This is a genomic window from Marinibactrum halimedae (assembly GCF_021234875.1).
Lineage (GTDB): Bacteria > Pseudomonadota > Gammaproteobacteria > Pseudomonadales > Cellvibrionaceae > Marinibactrum > Marinibactrum halimedae.
Map to the genome: position 1 here is coordinate 64,406 of NZ_JAJQVM010000026.1, position 19,696 is coordinate 84,101.

The window sequence follows — 19,696 nt, forward strand, 5'->3', positions numbered from 1 at the left end:
TTTCTTAAAGAAAGAGGTATGAATAACGAAGCATTTAAAGTTCTGGTTAAGTGGATCTGGCATTACTTTAAATGGATGGTTTTGATTGCAAGATTATTGAGGGGTGTTTTGGGTGCCAATAAAAAGTATTTAGATGTATTTATATGCATACTTTTGATTCAGAATAAAGATATTTAATTTAGAAGTGATATGTATGTATTAATTTTTATTTCTTTTAGGTAAAGTTGTCGCGTTGATAGGTTGATTTAAATTGGGGCGTAATACTTCGCCCTTCATAATTGGAATGCCTGACCAGATCCATCAGGACTCTTTCGTGTATTTTTAAAAAATTGGCACAATTTCATACTTATACTACACAGTTGTGACACATTTTTTAGCGACACATGAACTTTAAAAGGTACTTGGGCTGGATCAGAAATACTTAGGGAAAGTAATTGTCGGCATTTAATTTAAATGCTCTTTGTTAAAACCATATACCAGTCTTAGGTTGTCACAACTGTAGAGAGAATTAACAATGGATAGACCTTTTTTTAAACGTTCCGCTCTTTCTGTTATTGTCGCTGCTGCCGGAACTGTGCTTTTTCATGCTCCGAGCTCGTTCGCACAAGTGGTATTAGAAGAAGTTATCGTTTCAGCACAAAAACGTTTGCAAAAAACACAAGAAGTACCGATTTCAGTCTCTAATTTAAATGGTGAGCGATTTGATACTATTTTTTCGAGCGGAGATGATATAAGGGCTTTGGGCACTCGTGTTCCAGGTTTGTATGCGGAATCTTCTAATGGTCGTGCAGCACCGCGCTTTTATATTCGTGGTTTAGGTAATGTTGACTTCGACCTTGCTGCGTCTCAACCTGTTTCCATCGTGATGGATGATGTTATACAAGAGAATGTTACGTTAAAGAGTTTTCCATTGTTTGATGTGGAGTCGGTAGAAGTTATTCGTGGTCCACAGGGGACTCTGTTTGGTCGTAACACCACGGCGGGTATTGTTAAGTTAGACACTCGTAAGCCAACAGAAGAAACCGAGGGTTTCGTAAAAACGAGCTACAGTTCTTACGAAACATTCAATGTTGAAGGTGCGGTCGGTGGAACTCTTATCGACGATACATTGATGGGTAGAGTCTCTGTGTTATCGCAATCTCGTGAAGATTGGATAGACAATGGTTTTACTGAAGTGGATGATGCATTGGGTGGTTATGATGAAAAGGCCGCTCGTGTTCAATTGTTGTATCGCCCAAATGAGCAATTCAGTGCCTTGTTTAATTATCATCACCGGGATTTAGAGGGTACAGCCTCAGTTTTTCGTGCCAATGTTTTTACTACTGGTAGTAACGAGCTCAACCGTAATTTTGACCGCGATACGGTTTATTTTGATGATGGTGATAACAACCCACAACATTATCAAGGTGATGGTAGCTCTTTGAAAATGACTTGGGCGCTGAGTGATTTTACAATCACATCGATTACTGCAATAGAAACGGCGAATGGAGAAAGTAAGGGAGATATTGACGGAGGTAATATTGCAGGGCCTGGTTTGATTGCCTTTCCTGCGGTGACTGAAGATAAAGCGGATGTTGAGCAATATACGCAAGAAATTCGTATCGCCAGCCCAGAAGGTGGTGATGTCTTTTGGCAAGTGGGAGCCTTTGCATTTGACTCTAACTTGGCAGTAACAACCGTTGATGGCTTTTTTGGGGAAACTCGTGTGACCCATGAAAACCAAGCGTGGGCATTGTTTGGTCAAGTAGCCTATGACATTACAGATCAACTGACTTTAACCGGTGGATTACGTTATACCGATGACCGTAAAGAGTTGTTCGTTGATGAGCAAAATCTTAATTCCTTTGCTTTGCAAATTGGTGTTGCCTCTATTCAAGAATACGCCCCTGTAGAGCAAGAAGATGATCAAGTAAGCTGGGAGCTAAGTGCTAATTATCGCTTAACGGACACTTCGAATACCTATGCCCGTATTGCAAGAGGCTTTCGTGCACAGTCCATTCAAGGGCGTAATATTGCATTCGAGGGCGATCCTTCTGTCGCAGATTCAGAAACCATCAATTCATTTGAAGTGGGTTACAAAACGAATTTGCTTGATGACCGTTTACGTTTGAATGCTGGTATTTTCTATTATGAAATTGATGATATTCAGTTATCGGCAATTGGTGGCGCTTCTAATGGAAATAACTTATTGAATGCAGAAAAAGGTATTGGTCAAGGTTTTGATATTGAAGTTGAATATCTAGCCAGTGAGCATCTGATGTTGACCGCCGGATACAACTATAGTGATACTGAACTCGACGATGATGGTTTGTCAGTTGCTGTATGTGGTGATCCAAATGACCCAGCACTTCGTCAATGTACGGTAAAAGATCCCACTAATGCGGATGGTAATGTTGCCTTCATTGATGGGAATCCTTTCCAAGGCGTACCAGAAAGTACTTTTAATTTCACGTTACGCTATAGTATTCCGCTGACGGATTCTGGTGAGTTATTTATGTTTACTGATTGGGCATACCAAGGTGAAACTAGCCTGATGTTGTATGAAGCCGAAGAGTTTGTTACCGACGAACAGTTTGAAGGTGGATTACGTATTGGGTATACCGATTTTGATTTGGATTACGAAATCGCTTTATTTGGTCGTAATATTACTGATGAAGAGAATGTAAAGGGTGTAATCGACTTTAATAATTTAACGGGTTTTGTGAATGAGCCAAGAACTATAGGCGCTGAATTTAGAATGAATTTTTAACCTACAGCGTACAGTTTAAGTTTAAGTTTAAGTTGTGTACAAAGCCGCATATATTATGTGGCTTTTTTGATTGTAAATTATGCCCATAATTATGGCGCCCACTATGGAAAGATTACTTGAAAAAAATAAGGTTTTTTTATCCAGTGACGAAAATCCCAATTTTTAAATGGAGTGCTTTTCCGAGAGGCCAGACTTCTCTTCTTGTATACTACAATACCCTGATTGCGGTTTTTAAGCTGTTGAATCGATGCTTCTGATGAGCTTTGGCTTTGTTGTAAATGAGTGTTGTTAAGTATTGTTGTCGATTGTTGAAAGCATTGTTTTTGGTGTGTGTACTGTGTCTTTATCATTGAGGAATGATGTCGTGTTACTATGAGTTCTATGGTGCTGACGTCAAATTCTAAGTATTGAGATTTAACATGAGACTGTGTTTTTCTTAATAGGCTTTTCCAGTCTTGTTTAATGGACTGGCTATGAATGCAAATAACTTTCTTCTGTTGAAAAGGAGAAGTGAATTTCCATTGTATTTCAGTATGATATTGCTGACGAGCCTTAAGCCAATGATCTAGCTGCTTTATCATTCCCTCCATGATGGGGATTAGGTTTTGTCTTGAGGCTGTAGCCTCACGTAAGGCGTAGCGAAGATGGAAATGTTTTGCTTCTTTATAGCGGGTTAATGTGTTATTTCTTATTGAAAAAAGAGAGTCTAGATAACATAAAAAACTTTGGTCATAATCTTTCTCTAACAGGTTGTAGTGGGTTTTATAAAGAGTATGAACGTCATTGAGTGTGAGCAGACCTTTTTGAGACAGTTGTTGAAACACGGTTTGATGTTCACTCATATGAGATAAAGGTAAGGAACATAATCGTGTCAGTAATTCTTTCTGGCTGATTTGGTTGTTAATGGGGTATTCGCTCTGAGTCAGAGCCCATGCTGCAGATGCACTGTGCCCAACCGCAATTTTGAAGTTGACTTCCAGTTGGCTAACGCTGCTTTGCAGTTGTTTGTATAGTGCTTGTAGGTTTTGAAAATGGCGTAAACAGCCTGATACTTCAAAAGTAATACCGGGCTCTTGTTGCCTCTTTGGGGGCAAGTCGCGTTTGGGAAAATAAACCTTTAGATGTGGGCTGAATTGATAGCCAATATTCGCTAGAGCGAATAAGCGCTTATCGAATTCGTATTTGTGATCAGAAAATACGATCCTATCTGGATCGGATGTTTGGATTTCTTTTGGTTCGCCATTGTTCAGATGACGATATAGCGGTTCACCACAATTAGTACCTAAGGCATCAGTACCTAAGGTGTTAGTACCTAAGGTGTTAGTAACTAAGGTGTTAGTACCTAAGGTGTTAGTAGCTAAGGTATTAGTGCCTAAAGGCCGTGGTTGAATAGAGGAATGAACTGGTGCAAACAGTTTATGAGGTAATTGAGGTAAGCGAATAGCAATCCAGAGCATGATGGAGTTACCTTAAGTAAAGTGGTTGAATCATAAAGTTAGTATTCACTTCCTTCTGAGGGTTTGATTTTTCTAAGTGGATGCTTGTATATTCGCTAACGGTATAAAGACCGCCACCCTCAATGTATACTTAAGCCTTCTTTTCCTTGTTTTATGATGTTATGTTCAGTATGTTTTTTTGAACAGTATCTGTTGTAAGGCTATACATACTCAAATCTGCTTTGAAAGCAGTATACTGCCTGAGCATTTTGATCCTTGCCCCAATTTCCGCATTCCATTCTGAATAGCTCCTCATACAATAACTGTATTTTTATACAGTATTTTAGTGGTGTCAAGAAAATTAATGGTTAAATTTTATACTTTTCTTAGTTGAGACTTTTGGCCGCTTTTTTATAGGGCTTTTTCATTGTTGAGATGGATTAAATTGAGGGAGGGTTTGCAAATATGCGGATTACGACGGAATTAAATTGCAAAAGGCCTTAGTCGGTCGATTATTCTTCAGTGTAAAGTAGATTAATTTATAATTTTAAATATCCATTTTTATGACTAAAAAAGTATATTTCGGCATTTTTTTTTGAAATGCACTGAATTTGTTTTTTTTATGTGTCATTTTTTTATGATTTAATCTCGTTGAAAACCACATGGGATCTCATCGTGATTTCTTGAGCGTATTTAAAATTTATTTTGTCTCATTTTTCCATTAAATTTTGCTACTAATTTTCAATAATATTAAGTTTGAAAATGAGAAGGTGTGATATGAAAAGGATATCCATTATATTCTTGTGTTTAATGACATTGTTTTTTCGGAAAGAAGTTTTTTCTGCTCAATTGGAACAATCCCAAAATGGCATTATTGGTGTTGCTGCATCGGCATGTGAGTCGAATTTAGATAATTGCAATTCGGAGTCCGTCTCAGTATCAGTACCTTCCGCAGACTCTCGTGATAAGAAATACCTTACTTGTTTGATCAATGAAACCCATTCGGATGTGGAGTTTTCTTATCGTTGGGGCAGTTATGGTGAGTGGTACACGGTTATCTTAAAGCCTCAGTATGAGCACTGGTTTTCCAGTCCGTCCAATTTATCGTTCAATCTACGATTCGAGAATGGTATTAATCCTGATGCGCAAGAAGTGTCCTACATGTTGGAGAGAAAGCAGTCGTTTTCTGAAGGTTGTGAAGCCGCTAAAAAATATACGTTTAATTGGGATGATAGTATTTTGAAGCTCTATCAGTAGGAGACTAAGTGATTGTTATTATTTGTTTACTGTTTAAATACAAAAAGCCGCTGAAAATTCAGCGGCTTTTTTTATGGAGGGTTTTATTGTTCGTAGAGGATGTTATTGCACAAGGTCTACTGAGATCACAACGGGGTCATGATCTGAACTCGCCCGTACATCTGTACCGTAATAGTTTTCAAGATGATAAAGGCTTGTATAAAAGCTGTATAGAGAGTTAGCTCTAAATCCGCTGGGTTCATGTGAATTAATGTTCCAGTGGAACATATCAACGACTGAGCTAGCGGCTTCAGGGCTGGCGAGAATATGGTCCAATGAGCCAACTGCTCCCCCAAAGATATAGGAATAGCTGCCTGGGTCTAAGTCTTCTGCTAATAAGACATAGCCTTTACCTGCTGTAATTAAAGATTCTCCAGAAGTGGCATCGACATAAGTATCGTACTGTGGCGTACCTTGAGCGGGCAATATACTGTAGCTGTACATCAATGGGTCATAGTCCGTAAGTACTGCAATGGGATCTTCTTTGCTGTAGGCGTTCAAGTCACCCAGTAAGAAAATTTTGCTTGCGATATCCGGAGCGCCATCAAGTGCATCGGCAACGGCTAAAGAGCCTGAAACTCGGAAGGCGTTACAGCTACCTTGAGCTTCGTCTTGGGCACTAGGTGTGTTCTCGTCTTCCCAGCAGCCAGATCCCTTGGATTTGAAGTGGTTGGTGACAACGGTAATGCTATCGCTACCGCCGCCAAAGCTGAATGTTGCTACTAATGAGTCGCGCATTTGACCTTCGACTTGACCGCTGACGACTTGGTCTGGGATATCGATGATATCAGAGTAGGTCAGTGCTAAGACATCCGCTTTGTAGATGGTACCTACGGTAATGGCGTCGGTACCAATTTGTTCAACACCCGGATCAACAAAGCTATACAGTTGTGTTTCGTTGCGTATGGTCAGTTCGGCATTCAAGGCATTCACGAGAGATTGAATAGCACTGAATTCGCCAAAGCCGTCATTTTCCAATTCGAGCAAACCCACAACGTCTGCATTAATATCCGCTAATGCTTGAACAATACGCGCTTCTTGTAGCTCGAAACCTTCCTGGCTATCAATGCCTCGGCCGTTATCGGCAAAAGAAATTTCATAGGAAGTGGCGGAGTCTAGATCGAAAGCAGTGAATGCATCCAGGTAAACGACCTCATTTCCATCAAACCCGGATTGATCATAGAAGCGGAAGCCGACATCAATGGGGCCTGTAGTCGTTGCTTCATAATCAAAAGTGTATTCCTGCCATTGGCCAATGATGGTTGGATCAGAATAGACATTAGAGTAGCCGTCTACGAAGAAGCGAGCTCTCATATTACCTTCGGTGTGTTGCACACGAACACTGAAGCGATAATTGGTGCCGGCAGTCACTTCGACAGATTGACGCATGTCGGTGCTACTTTGAGAGCCGGTAGTCACCTCAATTGATGCCGCGCTAGTTTCGGCATAAACCACATCCGTCACTTGAGTAATGTTGATGCCTGAGTCAATTGTCGTCCAGCTGTCGATGACACCACCTGTCCAGTTCTCAAAGCCGCCATTAGCGACGACGGAAGTCAATTCTGTTAAATCGCCGCCGCCAACAACTTGACCATTAAAGTAGTTTAAAACGTTAAACGAAGCGATGCGGATTTGGCCTGTGGTTAAGTCAACGCTGCTGGGAACCGTTTGTGAGGTTAATGTTGTTAATGTGGGATCAGACGCATTAATGCGATAAGCGCCAAAGGAATAATTAACTGGGCCAGAGGTGGTGATTCTGTCTCCAATACGAATCGAGTTGTCGTAGCCGAAATTATCGAAAAAGCTCAAACCGTCAACGTTTTGATCTCCCGAGTTGTCTTCAATGTACAGAATATTCTGCTCATTAGAAGTTTCCTGTGCCGTGTATTCATCGCTTAAAGGGATGGCGGTATCAGAAGGGGTTTTTCGGATTTCATTACCAAGAGTTAGCTCACCAAAACGAGTGAGATTATAAACATCGGTGATGAGTGCATTTTCTACGGTTGCGTACATGCCCTCAATGCTTTCAAGCTCTAGCACCCCTTCGAAAGGCATTGGAATAACCACAGCTGTTGGGAAGGGTTCAGAGGTTCCACAACTGGTGGCATCGGTAATGGTAATTTGAGTATTATCATGGAATTCACTGACGCTACCCTCTACTCGATACACCTCTCCTTTAGTGATTTGAGCTGCATTGGTAAATTCAAACATTCCGTCGGTATAAACAAATATACCTTCTGATGTATTGGCGTCTTCATCGTAATCAGCGGTTTCTTCTTGAATAAAGAAGCCGCTAGAGGTTAGGCCGGTAACAATTCCTTCTACCGAAACCGTTGTGCCTATTGCGCTTCCTTCATTTCCTATTCCTTGTACTGCACTGATTAGTGTTACTCCTTCTTTATTCCCGCAGGGCCCCGTATCCGTGGTATCGCCGCCGCTGGTATCGCCGCCGCTAGTATCGCCGCCGCTGGTATCGCCGCCGCTGGTATCGCCGCCGCTGGTATCGCCGCCGCTGGTATCGCCGCCGCTGGTATCGCCGCCGCTGGTATCGCCGCCGTTGGTATCGCCACCGCTGGTATCGCCACCGCTGGTATCGCCGCCGCTGGTATCGCCGCCGCTGGTATCACTACCGGTATTGCCCCCATTATCAGGAATCTCTGTAGGGGGGGCATCACTATTAGAGTCATTGTCACCGCTACATGCAGTGAGAGCTAAGCCCATTAATAGAGCAGTAGTAAGTTTAGAAAGCCCCATAGGGATGGGCTTTTCGAAAAGTGTTCTGTAAGGCATGGTATCACTCCCAAAGTGGATTCAAATTAGCTGTCTAATTGGACAATTAATTTAGTCTTTGGAAAACAGAGTCCCTGAGCAGCCTAAGAGTGAGAAGGTCTCACTGGTAAAGCGTGTTAGTGCTGCACATTTAGTCTGTCTTCTTATTCTTTTGAGGTTGTGTATTTGGCAATTTGTGTGCCATTTCACTTTTTTTAAGGTCATTGCTTAAAGAGGAGTGAGAAATTTTGGATAGCGATAGCAGCTGCAGCGCTTGTAGAATGGCATTTGAATAAGCTGTCTGGTCAGTCAGTTTTAATGTTGTTGATGTGAGAATTTTCAGTGTGACTATATGGTCTTTTTTTATTTCTTTTGGTCATTAGTATGAAATGCTTATATATGGTGCATATTAATGGGGTTGCGATTCAAAATAAGGCGCAAAGATTCATTGATTTTTAACTTGAGTTGGATGTGGGGTGGTAAAGAATAGCCAAGTCATTGTGGTAGGTTAAATATACTGGCTGAACTATCAGCTTTTTTATTCAATAAAATACTGTGTTGTTTTTTTTTATTCTATTATTTTTCAATCCTTGTTGCGGCTATTAATTCTATTCTGAAGCTATTTTTTTTTATAGCAAAAAAATTGATTTTTATCTGTCAGGTTTTTTGGGATGTGCAGATAAGGTGTAAACCGTAAGCTACCCTCATTAATACTATCTATTTTTTGTTTGGTTTGTGCTGGAGGATAAAGTTTTCTTTCCTTTGGTCGATACCTTTTTTGCCAAATTAATTCTTTTTCAATTTTATTTTTTATTTATTTTTGAAATTAATTCTTTTTTTATTTTAATTCGGGGTGGTTTGTGTCAAAAAAAAGCATATTTTTGTGTGGTGAAAGCCTAGATATACATCAGGTTTCTGAATTGTATGAGGCTCTTGGTGAGCTTTTTGGTGATAAAAAAGAGATTGAGATTGAAGCAAAAAAAGTCAGTAGGGTGGATACTGCTGGGTTGCAGTTATTTATTGCTTTTCAGAAAAAGTTGTCTGAATCAGGTGGAAAATTATTATGGCGACAGCCTTCTGATAATTTGTTGAAAAGTGCACATTTATTGGGTGTGGAAGTTTGGATAGGTTTAGATTCTAACTAATAGTGGTTTATTTAAGAAGTTTATGGAGCGTTTCGTTCAGATTGATAAACCGTAATGTATCAAAATGATTAGGCGGTAAGAAAATATTGTTATCAATGAGTGGAGTAGTCAATGACAAACATACTGGTTGTGGATGATTCTACATCAATGAGAAATATGGTTTCAGCAACTCTTTCATCTGCTGGGTATCAAGTGAAAGAGGCGCCGGATGGAAAAGCAGCGTTAGGAGTTGCCAAATCAATGAAGTTTGATGCCGTGATTACAGATTTAAATATGCCTGTTATGAATGGCTTGGACTTGGTTAGGAATTTGCGAGCGTTACCTTCTTTTAAGTACACGCCAATTTTACTTTTAACAACAGAATCTTCTTCAGATAAAAAAAATGAAGGTAAGCAGGCGGGTGCAACAGGCTGGTTGGTTAAACCTTTTAATCCTGAAAAATTGTTAGCCACAGTTGGGCGTGTTATTGGGTAATGTGTTATGAGTATTGATTTGAGTCAGTTTCATCAAGTGTTTTTTGAAGAGGCATTAGAAGGCCTGGATATTATGGAACAAGCCCTTTTGTCGATTGATGAACCTCAATTTGTTGATGATGAGACGATAAATGAAATCTTTCGAGCGGCGCACTCGATTAAAGGCGGCGCAGCAACATTAGGTTTTACTCAAATATCCGATTTCACGCATGTATTGGAAACGTTGCTCGATGAAATTAGGCAGCACAAAAGAACTTTATTGTCTGAAATGGTGGAGTTATTTTTAAAGTCATGCGATTTTTTACGAGATACAACTTGTCAATTAATGCAAGATTTGACGCCAGAATTAACACAGGGGAGTGAGTTAATAGCGGCATTTGAAAAAATGCTCCAGGCCGTAGAGGAAAACGAAGACTCTAGTGATACTTACTCCGAAATGAATGACTCTATTTCATCTAGTGTGGTGGCTGAAACTTTTTTTGGTGGAATGTTAAATGAATCACGGTCGTCTGATGAAAAAATGGAAGGAAAAAATATGGCTGAAAATTCATTGATTAAGTCCAGTAAAGAAGAAGTTATCGACAAAGAAAATGAATTGGGTAATGGGGCAGGCGATGGAAAAACATGGAAAATATACTTTAAGCCTGAACCTCAAATTTTACAAACGGGTAACGAACCCTTTCGGATTTTTCGTGAATTGGCTCAATTGGGAGAGCTAGAGGCCCAATGTCATTGTGATCTGCTACCTGACTTTGAAGAGCTGGTTGTCGATGAGTGTTTTCTGTACTGGACTTTGAAATTAACGACTCAAGCTTCTCGAGATGAAATTCTTGATATTTTTGAATGGGTGATTGATGAATGTGAATTGACAGTGGAGTTAGTAAGCCCTGAATTTAAGGTCGACCAAAGTGCCGCTGAAGAAAAAAAGGATAACTTAAAAGGAATTATTAGTGAAGAGGCTGCTAGTGAAGATATGTTGAAGGTGAATCAATCTAATTTAGGTGCTACAGAAGAGATTACTTCAAATGGAGTTACATCAGGCGCCAAAGGGGATGCCGCCACTATAGTGCCTCTAAAAGAAAGTAGTGTTGATCCCTTGTCTAATAAAGGGCAAGAGAGAGTACCTTTAAATAGTGATGAATCTGATTCGAAAAAAATCATTGATAAAAGCAAACAAAAATCTATTCGATCAAATAAAAAAGAAAAAGAGGTTGTTGATCGTGGTGGCGCAAGTGCTTCATCAATTCGTGTTGGGATAGATAAGGTAGACAGTTTGATTAATTTGGTGGGAGAGCTGGTGATTACTCAGTCTATGTTGTCTGAACTGGGCAATGATTTTGATCTCGATAAGCTAGAGCGATTGTCTAATGGATTGGAGCAGTTGCGTCAGAATACGCGTGAATTGCAAGAAAGCGTGATGAAGATTCGGATGCTTCCAATCAGTTTTGCATTCAACCGATTTCCCAGGATGATACGCGATTTGTCTAATAAAACAGGGAAGAAGGTTCAATTAACGTTGAAAGGCGAACATACCGAATTGGATAAAACAGTAATGGAGCAAATTAGTGACCCTTTAGTGCATTTGGTAAGGAATGCAATTGATCACGGTATTGAAACTCCTGAGAGACGTGTAGCATTGGGCAAAAATGAAGAAGGCAGTATTGTACTAAGTGCATGCCACCAAGGGGGGAATATTGTTGTCGAAGTCAGTGATGACGGTAAAGGTATCGATCCGGAAGCAATTTTGGAAAAAGCTAGGGATAAAAATATTCATTTTGATGAAGCTGAAACTGACCCCCAAAAAATCTTTGATTTAATTTTTGAGCCAGGATTTTCCACAGCAGAATCCATCAGTGATATTTCCGGGAGAGGGGTGGGGATGGATGTGGTGCGCCGCAATATAAAGGATTTGGGCGGGCGTATTGAAGTTGAATCAAAGATAGGTAAAGGCTCTGTATTTCGAGTGTATTTACCGCTCACATTGGCCATTCTCGATGGTCAGCTTGTTCGTGTGGGTGACGAGGTTTATGTGATTCCGCTGGTTTCGATTGTCGAATCTTTACAGATAAAAAGTAAAAATATTAATAGCGTTTCTGGAAATATGATTCTGTACCGGTTGAGGGAAGATAATGTACCAATCATTCCGGTATACAAGGCTTTTAATATTTCTGCAGATAATACAGAGTTAGATAATGCGTTGCTGGTGGTGGTGGAGAGTGATGGACGTAAAGTTGGCTTATTAGTAGACGATTTGCTGGCTCAACAGCAGGTAGTCATTAAAAGTTTAGAGGGTAACTATAAGCGTGTAGAAGGTATTTCTGGAGCGACTATTCTTGGAGATGGATCTGTGGCTTTAATATTAGATATTTCAGGATTAATGCACAAAGTGGCAAATCAAAAGAAAAAACCAAAACGTGCAGCTTAGATGAATTAAAACATCCAAATTTTTATCTGACTGATGGTTTAGGATATTGATAATCGTTAGTTGTTTAAGTGCTCATGCCTTTGGCAAGAAGTTGAAATGTGAATGGTAAATCGTTGCACCTAAAATATAAGTTGCGCAGTGAGACTTTAGAATGATTATGGCAATAGAAGTTCCTGAAGTAACAACCGTTGCGAGTAATGATATGTTACTGGATGGTATTGATTTCATTTCTGATGGAGATCAATACCTCACATTCGTTTTAGGGAAAGAACACTATGGTGTGGATATTTTGTCTGTTCGAGAAATTAGAGGCTGGGAAGCTCCAACTATCATTCCTAATTCCCCTTCTTATGTTAAGGGTGTCATTAATTTGCGTGGCGTTATTGTTCCTATCATCGATTTGCGTAAGCGATTTGAGGTAAGTGAACCAACCTATATTCGAACCACTGTGGTTGTCGTCTTGATTGTAAAAACGGGTAATCATGAGAAAACAATGGGTTTTGTGGTGGATGCCGTTTCGGATGTCATTAATGCGGATGATCAGGATGTACAGGTTTCGCCAGACTTTGGCGGATCAGTTAGTGCCAATTATGTTCATGGCTTGGTTAATGTTGGAGATAATGTTGTAACGCTTTTGGATGTTAAACAGTTGTTAACCGTTGAGGATGGTGAGGTAGTGCATCATGAATGAGTCTGCAGAAGAATATTTAACTTTTTTTTTGGATAACGAAGAGTTTGGTGTAGACATACTCAGAGTGCAAGAGATTATGGTGTGGTCACCTGTTACCGCTATTCCGGGGACGCCATCTTATTTGAAAGGCGTCATTAATTTACGTGGCGTTATTGTCCCGATTGTTGATATGCGTGAACGCTTTGGTGGAGTTGCACGTGAGTATGGTGCTACGACGGTAGTTATTGTATTACGTATGCCAGGAGAAAGGGCAACTGTTCTCGGGTTGGTTGTGGATGCCGTGTCTGAAGTTTATAAAGTCACAAATGATCAAGTGCGACCCTCCCCTGATTTTGGTAGTGAGATTAATAATCAATTTGTGCATGGCATGGCAACTTTTCCTGATAAAGTGATTATTTTATTGGATGCTTCAAAATTATTGAATGCCAATGAATTGTATCGTTTGACTCGTATGGCAGTGCCTGAAAAGTCTGTGAGTTAGGTTGATTGATATTTTTCTTTAAAATTTATTTTCTTTGAATATTTTGGTGGATTTTGATGGAGGGTGTAAAAATGAGTGATGGTGTTAAGGTGAAGGTAGATGATTTAGAGTTCTATAAAACCATGATCTCTTCTTTGCGAACAGCAATTATGGCAATTGATAGGGATTTTATTGTCACTTATGTTAATGAAGGTACCATGGCTCTTTTCCGTGAAAATGCGGGTGAGTTTAAACGGGTATTTCCCACGTTTAACCCTGATGAGATCATAGGAACTTGCATTGACGTCTTTCATAAAAGACCAGAACATCAGCGCCAGCTTTTGGATAATCGTGATAATCTTCCATATCAAACGGAAATTAGGGTAGGGGACTTATCGTTCAAGCTTAATATTAGTGCCAATATTGACACTTCCGGAAATTATGTAGGAAACATATTGGAATGGGCAAATATTACGGAAGAAAAAAATGCTTATGCGGACTTTTCTGGGCAAATTGCGGCCATTAGTAAGGCTCAGGCGGTTATTGAATTTACACCAGAAGGGGAGATTATCAAAGCAAATAAAAACTTTACCGACACCATGAAGTATGGTTTAGAAGAAATACAGGGTAAGCATCATGGTATGTTTGTTGATCCTCAACATCGCGCCTCATCAGAATATAAAGCGTTTTGGGAGGATCTTCGTCGAGGATCTTATGCCGAGGGTGAATATCAAAGGTTTGATAAATTTGGGAATGAAATCTGGTTGCAAGCTTCTTATAACCCTATCTCAGATTCTAATGGTAATGTCTATAAAGTAGTAAAATACGCCACAAATATCACAGGTCGAAAAGCCGCCATTGCAACTGTTCGAGATGTCATGATGTCGGTTTCAAAAGGAGATTTGACCGTTAATGTTGATCAGGACTTGGAAGGTGATTTTAGCGTATTGGGTACTTCGGTGAATTCATTAGTAGAAAATTTAACGGGAATGGTGACGGAGATTCGTCAAGCATCGAATAATGTCTTCTCCGCCTCTAGAGAAATTGCTCAAGGTAATAGTGATTTAAGTCAGCGGACAGAGGCTCAGGCATCCAGTTTGGAGGAAACCGCTGCGGCAATGGAGCAGTTAACCACTACGGTGCAAAAGAATGCCGAAAATGCTACGGAAGCCACGAAAATGGCCAATGGTGTTATGGAAAGTGCCAGCAATGGTGGTGAAGTGGTTAGAAGTGCAGTGGGGGCAATGGAGGACATTAATAAGTCCAGCAAGAAGATCTCAGACATCATCGGCGTGATTGATGAAATTGCATTTCAAACAAATTTACTTGCGTTGAATGCTGCGGTTGAAGCTGCTCGAGCGGGTGAGCAGGGGCGAGGATTTGCTGTTGTGGCTGCTGAGGTGAGAAATTTAGCCCAACGAAGCGCGGCTGCCGCTAAAGAAATTAAAGGGCTCATTAATGATAGTGTGGATGCGGTAGGTAAGGGTACTAAATTGGTCGATGAAACAGGGCAGACTTTTACAGAGCTGGTAGATTCGGTTCGACAAGTGGTTTCAATGATTTCGGATATTGATAATGCAAGCTCTGAGCAATCTTCAGGCATTGCTGAAGTGAGTCAAGCTGTAAGTCAAATGGATGAAATGACCCAGCAAAATGCCGCATTAGTAGAAGAAGCCGCTGCATCCAGCAAGTCAATGGAAGATCAAGCTCAATCCTTGTTAGAGCAAGTGAGTTTTTTTCAGGTAGAGGAGGGTGAGGTCGTAAATAGTAACTCGGTAACCTCTCTCGCTGAACGAAGATCTCAAGTCGGTATGAGTAAAGCTAAAGTTCGCAAAGCGGTTGTGAATAATGATGAGTGGGAAGAGTTTTGAACCTGGAGCGTATAGAGCAACACAGTTTAAGTGATCAAGAATTTGCTTATCTCTGTCAATTGGTGCATGACTCTACGGGGATTGTTTTGACTGAGCAGAAAAGGCAAATGGTGTATCGGCGTTTAATGCGACGTACTCGAGAGTTAAAAATTACCAGCTTTTCTGAATATTGTAAACTATTAAAAAAAGCTGATAATGAAGAAATGGTTAACTTTATTAATGCGATAACAACAAATTTGACCAGTTTCTTTCGAGAAGAGCATCATTTTGATTTTTTGAGGGAGTCATATTTTCCCAAAATTCTTTCAGATAACAGTAAGCGTTTGCGCTGCTGGTCTGCGGGTTGTTCAACAGGAGAAGAAGCTTATAGTTTGGCAATAACCATTAATGATGTTTTTTCATCGGTGATGAGTTCTTGGGATATTAAAGTGTTGGCAACAGATTTGGATACCCAAGTATTGGAAACAGCATGTAATGGCATATATGCAGAAAATCGGATTGAAGAAATACCTGAATCAATTAAGTTGAAATGGTTTAAGCCAGGGTCTGGAGAAAATGAAGGCTTGGTGAAAGTCAAGAAAGACTTGCGTAGGCTCATTTCTTTTAAGCAGCTTAATTTGCTTTCTTTATGGCCTATGAGGGGGCAATTTGATGTGATTTTTTGTCGCAATGTTATGATTTATTTTGATCGCGATACACAAAAAAAATTAATTGATCGGTTTTGTGACTTGTTGCCTTCAGGTGGCTTTTTGATGACAGGGCATAGTGAGAGTTGTGCCAAAGCAGTGCCTTATTTACATCAATGTGGCCGAACTATATTTCAAAAAAAGCATGATCGAGTATTGTAGGATGGTGGGTGTGTGAATAGTGATAAACTTAGAGTAAGTCGACAATGCCAAGAGGGCAGTATTAATATGATTGCTCAGCTGCCCCCGGTTTTGCCTGGATTTGAAGACATAAATCGATTTTTTGATAAGACACGAAATACTTTTGTGGCGAAAATATTGCCGGGTGAATTTTATGTTACCCGTCAAGAAGAGTTGGTGGCAACTACGTTGGGTTCTTGTGTTTCTGCGTGTATTTGGGATGAGAAATTTGGTGTTGGTGGAATGAATCATTTTATGCTTCCCCTTACCGAAGAAAATGCTCATGAAGTAAACTGGGGGAATGTACCTGGTTTGGCTACACGTTATGGAAATTATGCAATGGAGCACCTGGTAAATGAAATATTAAAATATGGTGGTATGCGTAAATTTTTATCTGCTAAGGTTGTGGGAGGGGGGCAGGTGAGTGGTCTCTCTAATCATATTGGTGCTAAAAATAGTGATTTTGTATTGGATTACTTAGAGAAGGAAGGGATCCCTATTTGTTCAGAAGATTTATTGGGAACACATCCAAGGAAAGTTTTATTTGATCCGGTGACTGGCCGGTTGATGGTGAAAAAATTAAAGTCAATGCACAATAATACTATTGCAGCTCGAGAGCGCTGGTATGAGAATTCTTTGTCTAATCAATCTATTGAAGGAGATGTCGAGCTTTTTTGATTGTGTCGACATTCTTGGATTTTGTGGTTGTACGTGTTGGTAAAAATTTGAGGGTCATAGGTTCGCCCTATGAATAAGGATGACGTATAACGTTATGGTGAAAGTTCTTATTGTTGATGATTCTCAATTGATTCGGAATGTATTAACTGAGATTGTCAGTTCACACCCTAAGATGGAAGTGATTGGTGTGGCGGTAGATCCTTACGATGCAAGGGAAAAAATTAAGAAGTTAAAGCCGGATGTATTAACGTTGGATATTGAAATGCCTCGAATGGATGGTTTGACCTTTTTGAAAAATTTAATGAGGTTGAAACCTATGCCGGTGGTAATGATTTCAACGTTAACTCTTGATGGGGCGGAGAAAACATTAGATGCATTGGAAATTGGCGCTGTGGATTATGTTGCTAAGCCACGGGTCAGTATATTGAAAGGTTTTTCAGAAATTGAGGATGTCATCAGAAATAAAATTTATGCAGCTGCTCATGTAAAAATGAATGCACTTATCACTGATGGCACAAATCTTTCTGTCAATAAGGGTAATTCTTTTAGAGGCTTGGATGAGAGTGATAATCCTTGTGGCAATAGTGAGGTAATGCCCGCTAAGAATGTTCTTGATGGTATTAGTGTATCTAAAAAGCCTTGCTCGGTGATTGCAATAGGGTCTTCTACAGGGGGGACTGAAGCTTTAAAAAAAGTTTTGCAATCGCTATCTGTCAATATGCCACCCATTGTTGTTGTTCAACATATGCCATCCAGTTTTACTGACTCATTTGCTAAACGTTTAAATAAAGCTTCTAAGTTAACCGTCGTAGAATTTAGTGAAAACAACATGCCACTTAAAAAGGGGTATGTTTACATAGCGAATGGAGCGGAGCATTTTAAATTAGCATTAATTAATAAGCAATTGATCGGCTTGCGGGATGATGGTGAGCCTGTGAACCTACATAAACCTGCCGTTGATGTATTATTTGACTCGGTTGCAGAGTATGTAGGTTCGCCGGCGATTGGCATATTGTTGACCGGAATGGGATCGGACGGCGCGAAAGGCTTACTGAGAATGAAGCAGGGTGGAGCCTTGACGATTGCTCAGGATAAGGAAAGTTGTGTGGTTTGGGGAATGCCTAGGGTGGCTGTGGAGATGGATGCTGTACAATATGAGCTTCCATTAAAAGAAATTGGCGCTTTTTTGGAGGCTGTATGCCTAAAGATTTAGTGCGTGTATTTGATAGGGTAGAGTAATGCTACAGGTTTCCTCCTTCCGTTCTTTGAGTATGTTGATCATTGTAATTGTGATGGGAGCGGCTATTGTCTATTTTGAATCCTCTGTAATGGATTTTTGTGTGGCCCTATTATGTAGTTTTTTGATGGTGTGGTTAAATCGAACAGTAACCTCGGATGAAGTAAGCTCTGAAGATTCTGTGTTATTAGAAAATGACTCTTTACATACAGCTGATTCTAAGCAATTTGAGATTACCCAGGAAATAGAAGCGGCATTGTTGGAGGAGTCGGAGTATATTGTTGAGCATATTGATAGAGTTAAGGTCTTAGTGCAGGAGGCTATTGCAATTTTGCAAGACAATTTTAACAGTGTTGTTAATCAAACTCAGTATCAAAATTCGTTAGCTTTGAAAATGGTCGAAAAAATTACTGGAAAGATTGATTCAGAATCTTTGGCCGTTTCAGTTGATGAAGATTTTGAGCGAGTGATGATAAAAGACTTTATTAAAAGTACAGATAAGATTTTGCAGGCATATGTAGATTTGTTGGTAGAGATTAGTGGAAAAAGTATTGGGGCAATTCATCGTATTGAAGATATGAATCAGCATATGGAGTCAATGTTTAAAAATTTAGATGATGTTCAGAAGCTGGCTGAGCAAACTAATCTGCTTGCATTGAATGCGGCAATTGAGGCTGCCCGAGCAGGAGAGGTGGGAAGAGGGTTTGCTGTAGTTGCTGATGAAGTTCGTTCTTTGTCTTTAAATTCTTCTAATCTTAATACTGAGGTTCGAGAAAAAATACAACAAGCTAAGATAAGAATGTCTGAGGTGAGTGAAGAGGTTGGGGCAATTGCATCGTTGGATATTAATACGGCTATTCAGGGGAAAGTGAATATTGATAAAATGCTGTCTGTTGTTGAATCCATGAATGAGGATACGGAGCAGACGCTTAACGAAATGCGTGACAGTAGTATAAAAATTGATGAGCAAATTAACTCTTCAATTAGAGCATTGCAGTTTGAAGATATCATAACGCAGGTTTCGGATCATATTAAAGAGCGCGCGAATCATATGTGTCAAGTTGCTGAGTATTCTCACACAAAAGCATTGGGTGTGATCAATTCTAGTGATTGGGAAAAATTGGCTTTAGATTTAAAAGCTATGAGGCAATCTTTTTCTTCTCAGAAAATAGAAACTAAAGTGCAACAAAGCTCGATGGATGAAGGAGATGTAGAGCTTTTTTAGTGAGGTTGGAGTAGATGTGCTGAATTTTCAAATTCCTTATTTGTTATTCAGGGCACCTCTAAAAATAGCCCAACTTTGATATAATCTCACTGTTCAAAAATTTCAAGAGTTTCCTTCTATGTCTCAGCCCGGCTTTTTTGATTTAGATGACAGGTATCGCAAGTTAGATGAAAAAGATCCATTAGTTCATCTCAACAAACTGATATTTTGGGAAGCCTTTCGTCCGACCTTAAAGGAAATACGAAAGTCAAACCGAAAAAGCAATGCGGGTCGTAAAGCCTATGACGAGCTACTGATGTTCAAAGTACTCGTACTTCAGCACTTATACAATGTATCCGATGATCAGATAGAGTACCAAATACGGGACCGCTATTC

Annotated in this window: 15 protein-coding genes; 13 read left to right on the plus strand and 2 right to left on the minus strand. The window is 39.9% G+C overall.

The window, feature by feature from the left end; genetic code table 11:
• Nucleotides 1-514 precede the first annotated feature (514 nt).
• The gene (locus LU351_RS14940) at nucleotides 515-2,749 is read left to right on the plus strand and encodes a TonB-dependent receptor (protein WP_232594893.1); all 2,235 of its coding nucleotides are present in this window, start codon (nucleotides 515-517) and stop codon (nucleotides 2,747-2,749) included.
• Between the two features lie 101 nt (nucleotides 2,750-2,850).
• Here the strand turns inward: LU351_RS14940 and LU351_RS14945 are convergent, their stop codons facing one another.
• Entirely contained in the window at nucleotides 2,851-4,206 is a 1,356-nt protein-coding gene (locus LU351_RS14945; protein ID WP_232594894.1) for a DNA polymerase Y subunit UmuC family protein, read from the minus strand.
• Between the two features lie 756 nt (nucleotides 4,207-4,962).
• Here LU351_RS14945 and LU351_RS14950 point away from each other — a divergent pair.
• Nucleotides 4,963-5,442 carry a hypothetical protein gene (locus tag LU351_RS14950; protein ID WP_232594895.1) on the plus strand — a complete coding sequence of 160 codons (480 nt, stop codon included), beginning with the start codon at nucleotides 4,963-4,965 and terminating at the stop codon, nucleotides 5,440-5,442.
• A 102-nt stretch (nucleotides 5,443-5,544) separates the two neighbouring features.
• Here LU351_RS14950 and LU351_RS14955 read toward each other — a convergent pair whose 3' ends face one another.
• Nucleotides 5,545-8,271 carry a hypothetical protein gene (locus tag LU351_RS14955; RefSeq protein WP_232594896.1) on the minus strand — a complete coding sequence of 909 codons (2,727 nt, stop codon included), beginning with the start codon at nucleotides 8,269-8,271 and terminating at the stop codon, nucleotides 5,545-5,547.
• Nucleotides 8,272-9,110: 839 nt separating this feature from the next.
• Between LU351_RS14955 and LU351_RS14960 the strand changes: the two genes are divergently transcribed.
• From LU351_RS14960 to LU351_RS15015, 11 genes are all read left to right on the plus strand, one after another.
• On the plus strand, nucleotides 9,111-9,395 hold the full coding sequence (locus LU351_RS14960) for an STAS domain-containing protein (RefSeq protein ID WP_232594897.1): 285 nt from the start codon (nucleotides 9,111-9,113) through the stop codon (nucleotides 9,393-9,395).
• Between the two features lie 111 nt (nucleotides 9,396-9,506).
• On the plus strand, nucleotides 9,507-9,869 hold the full coding sequence (locus LU351_RS14965) for a response regulator (protein ID WP_232594898.1): 363 nt from the start codon (nucleotides 9,507-9,509) through the stop codon (nucleotides 9,867-9,869).
• A gap of 6 nt (nucleotides 9,870-9,875) precedes the next feature.
• Nucleotides 9,876-12,293: a chemotaxis protein CheA gene (locus tag LU351_RS14970; RefSeq protein WP_232594899.1), complete on the plus strand. Its 2,418-nt coding sequence runs from the start codon at nucleotides 9,876-9,878 to the stop codon at nucleotides 12,291-12,293.
• Nucleotides 12,294-12,450: 157 nt separating this feature from the next.
• Complete coding sequence (locus LU351_RS14975; protein ID WP_232594900.1) at nucleotides 12,451-12,984, plus strand: chemotaxis protein CheW; 534 nt, start codon at nucleotides 12,451-12,453, stop codon at nucleotides 12,982-12,984.
• Nucleotides 12,977-13,465: a chemotaxis protein CheW gene (locus tag LU351_RS14980; RefSeq protein WP_232594901.1), complete on the plus strand. Its 489-nt coding sequence runs from the start codon at nucleotides 12,977-12,979 to the stop codon at nucleotides 13,463-13,465. The genes LU351_RS14975 and LU351_RS14980 overlap by 8 nt, the downstream gene beginning before the upstream one ends.
• Nucleotides 13,466-13,536: 71 nt before the next feature.
• Nucleotides 13,537-15,315, plus strand: coding sequence for a methyl-accepting chemotaxis protein (locus LU351_RS20770; protein ID WP_269783476.1), 1,779 nt, complete (start codon nucleotides 13,537-13,539; stop codon nucleotides 15,313-15,315).
• Nucleotides 15,300-16,163: a CheR family methyltransferase gene (locus LU351_RS14995; RefSeq protein WP_284284774.1), complete on the plus strand. Its 864-nt coding sequence runs from the start codon at nucleotides 15,300-15,302 to the stop codon at nucleotides 16,161-16,163. Before LU351_RS20770 ends, LU351_RS14995 begins: the two co-directional genes overlap by 16 nt.
• Nucleotides 16,164-16,175: 12 nt before the next feature.
• Complete coding sequence (cheD, locus tag LU351_RS15000; RefSeq protein WP_232594903.1) at nucleotides 16,176-16,859, plus strand: chemoreceptor glutamine deamidase CheD; 684 nt, start codon at nucleotides 16,176-16,178, stop codon at nucleotides 16,857-16,859.
• Nucleotides 16,860-16,938: 79 nt separating this feature from the next.
• Entirely contained in the window at nucleotides 16,939-18,072 is a 1,134-nt protein-coding gene (locus LU351_RS15005; RefSeq protein ID WP_232594904.1) for a protein-glutamate methylesterase/protein-glutamine glutaminase, read from the plus strand.
• Between the two features lie 25 nt (nucleotides 18,073-18,097).
• Entirely contained in the window at nucleotides 18,098-19,321 is a 1,224-nt protein-coding gene (locus LU351_RS20775; protein ID WP_269783478.1) for a methyl-accepting chemotaxis protein, read from the plus strand.
• A gap of 118 nt (nucleotides 19,322-19,439) precedes the next feature.
• A partial coding sequence (locus LU351_RS15015; protein ID WP_232593637.1) for a transposase occupies nucleotides 19,440-19,696 on the plus strand: 257 nt, incomplete at its 3' end.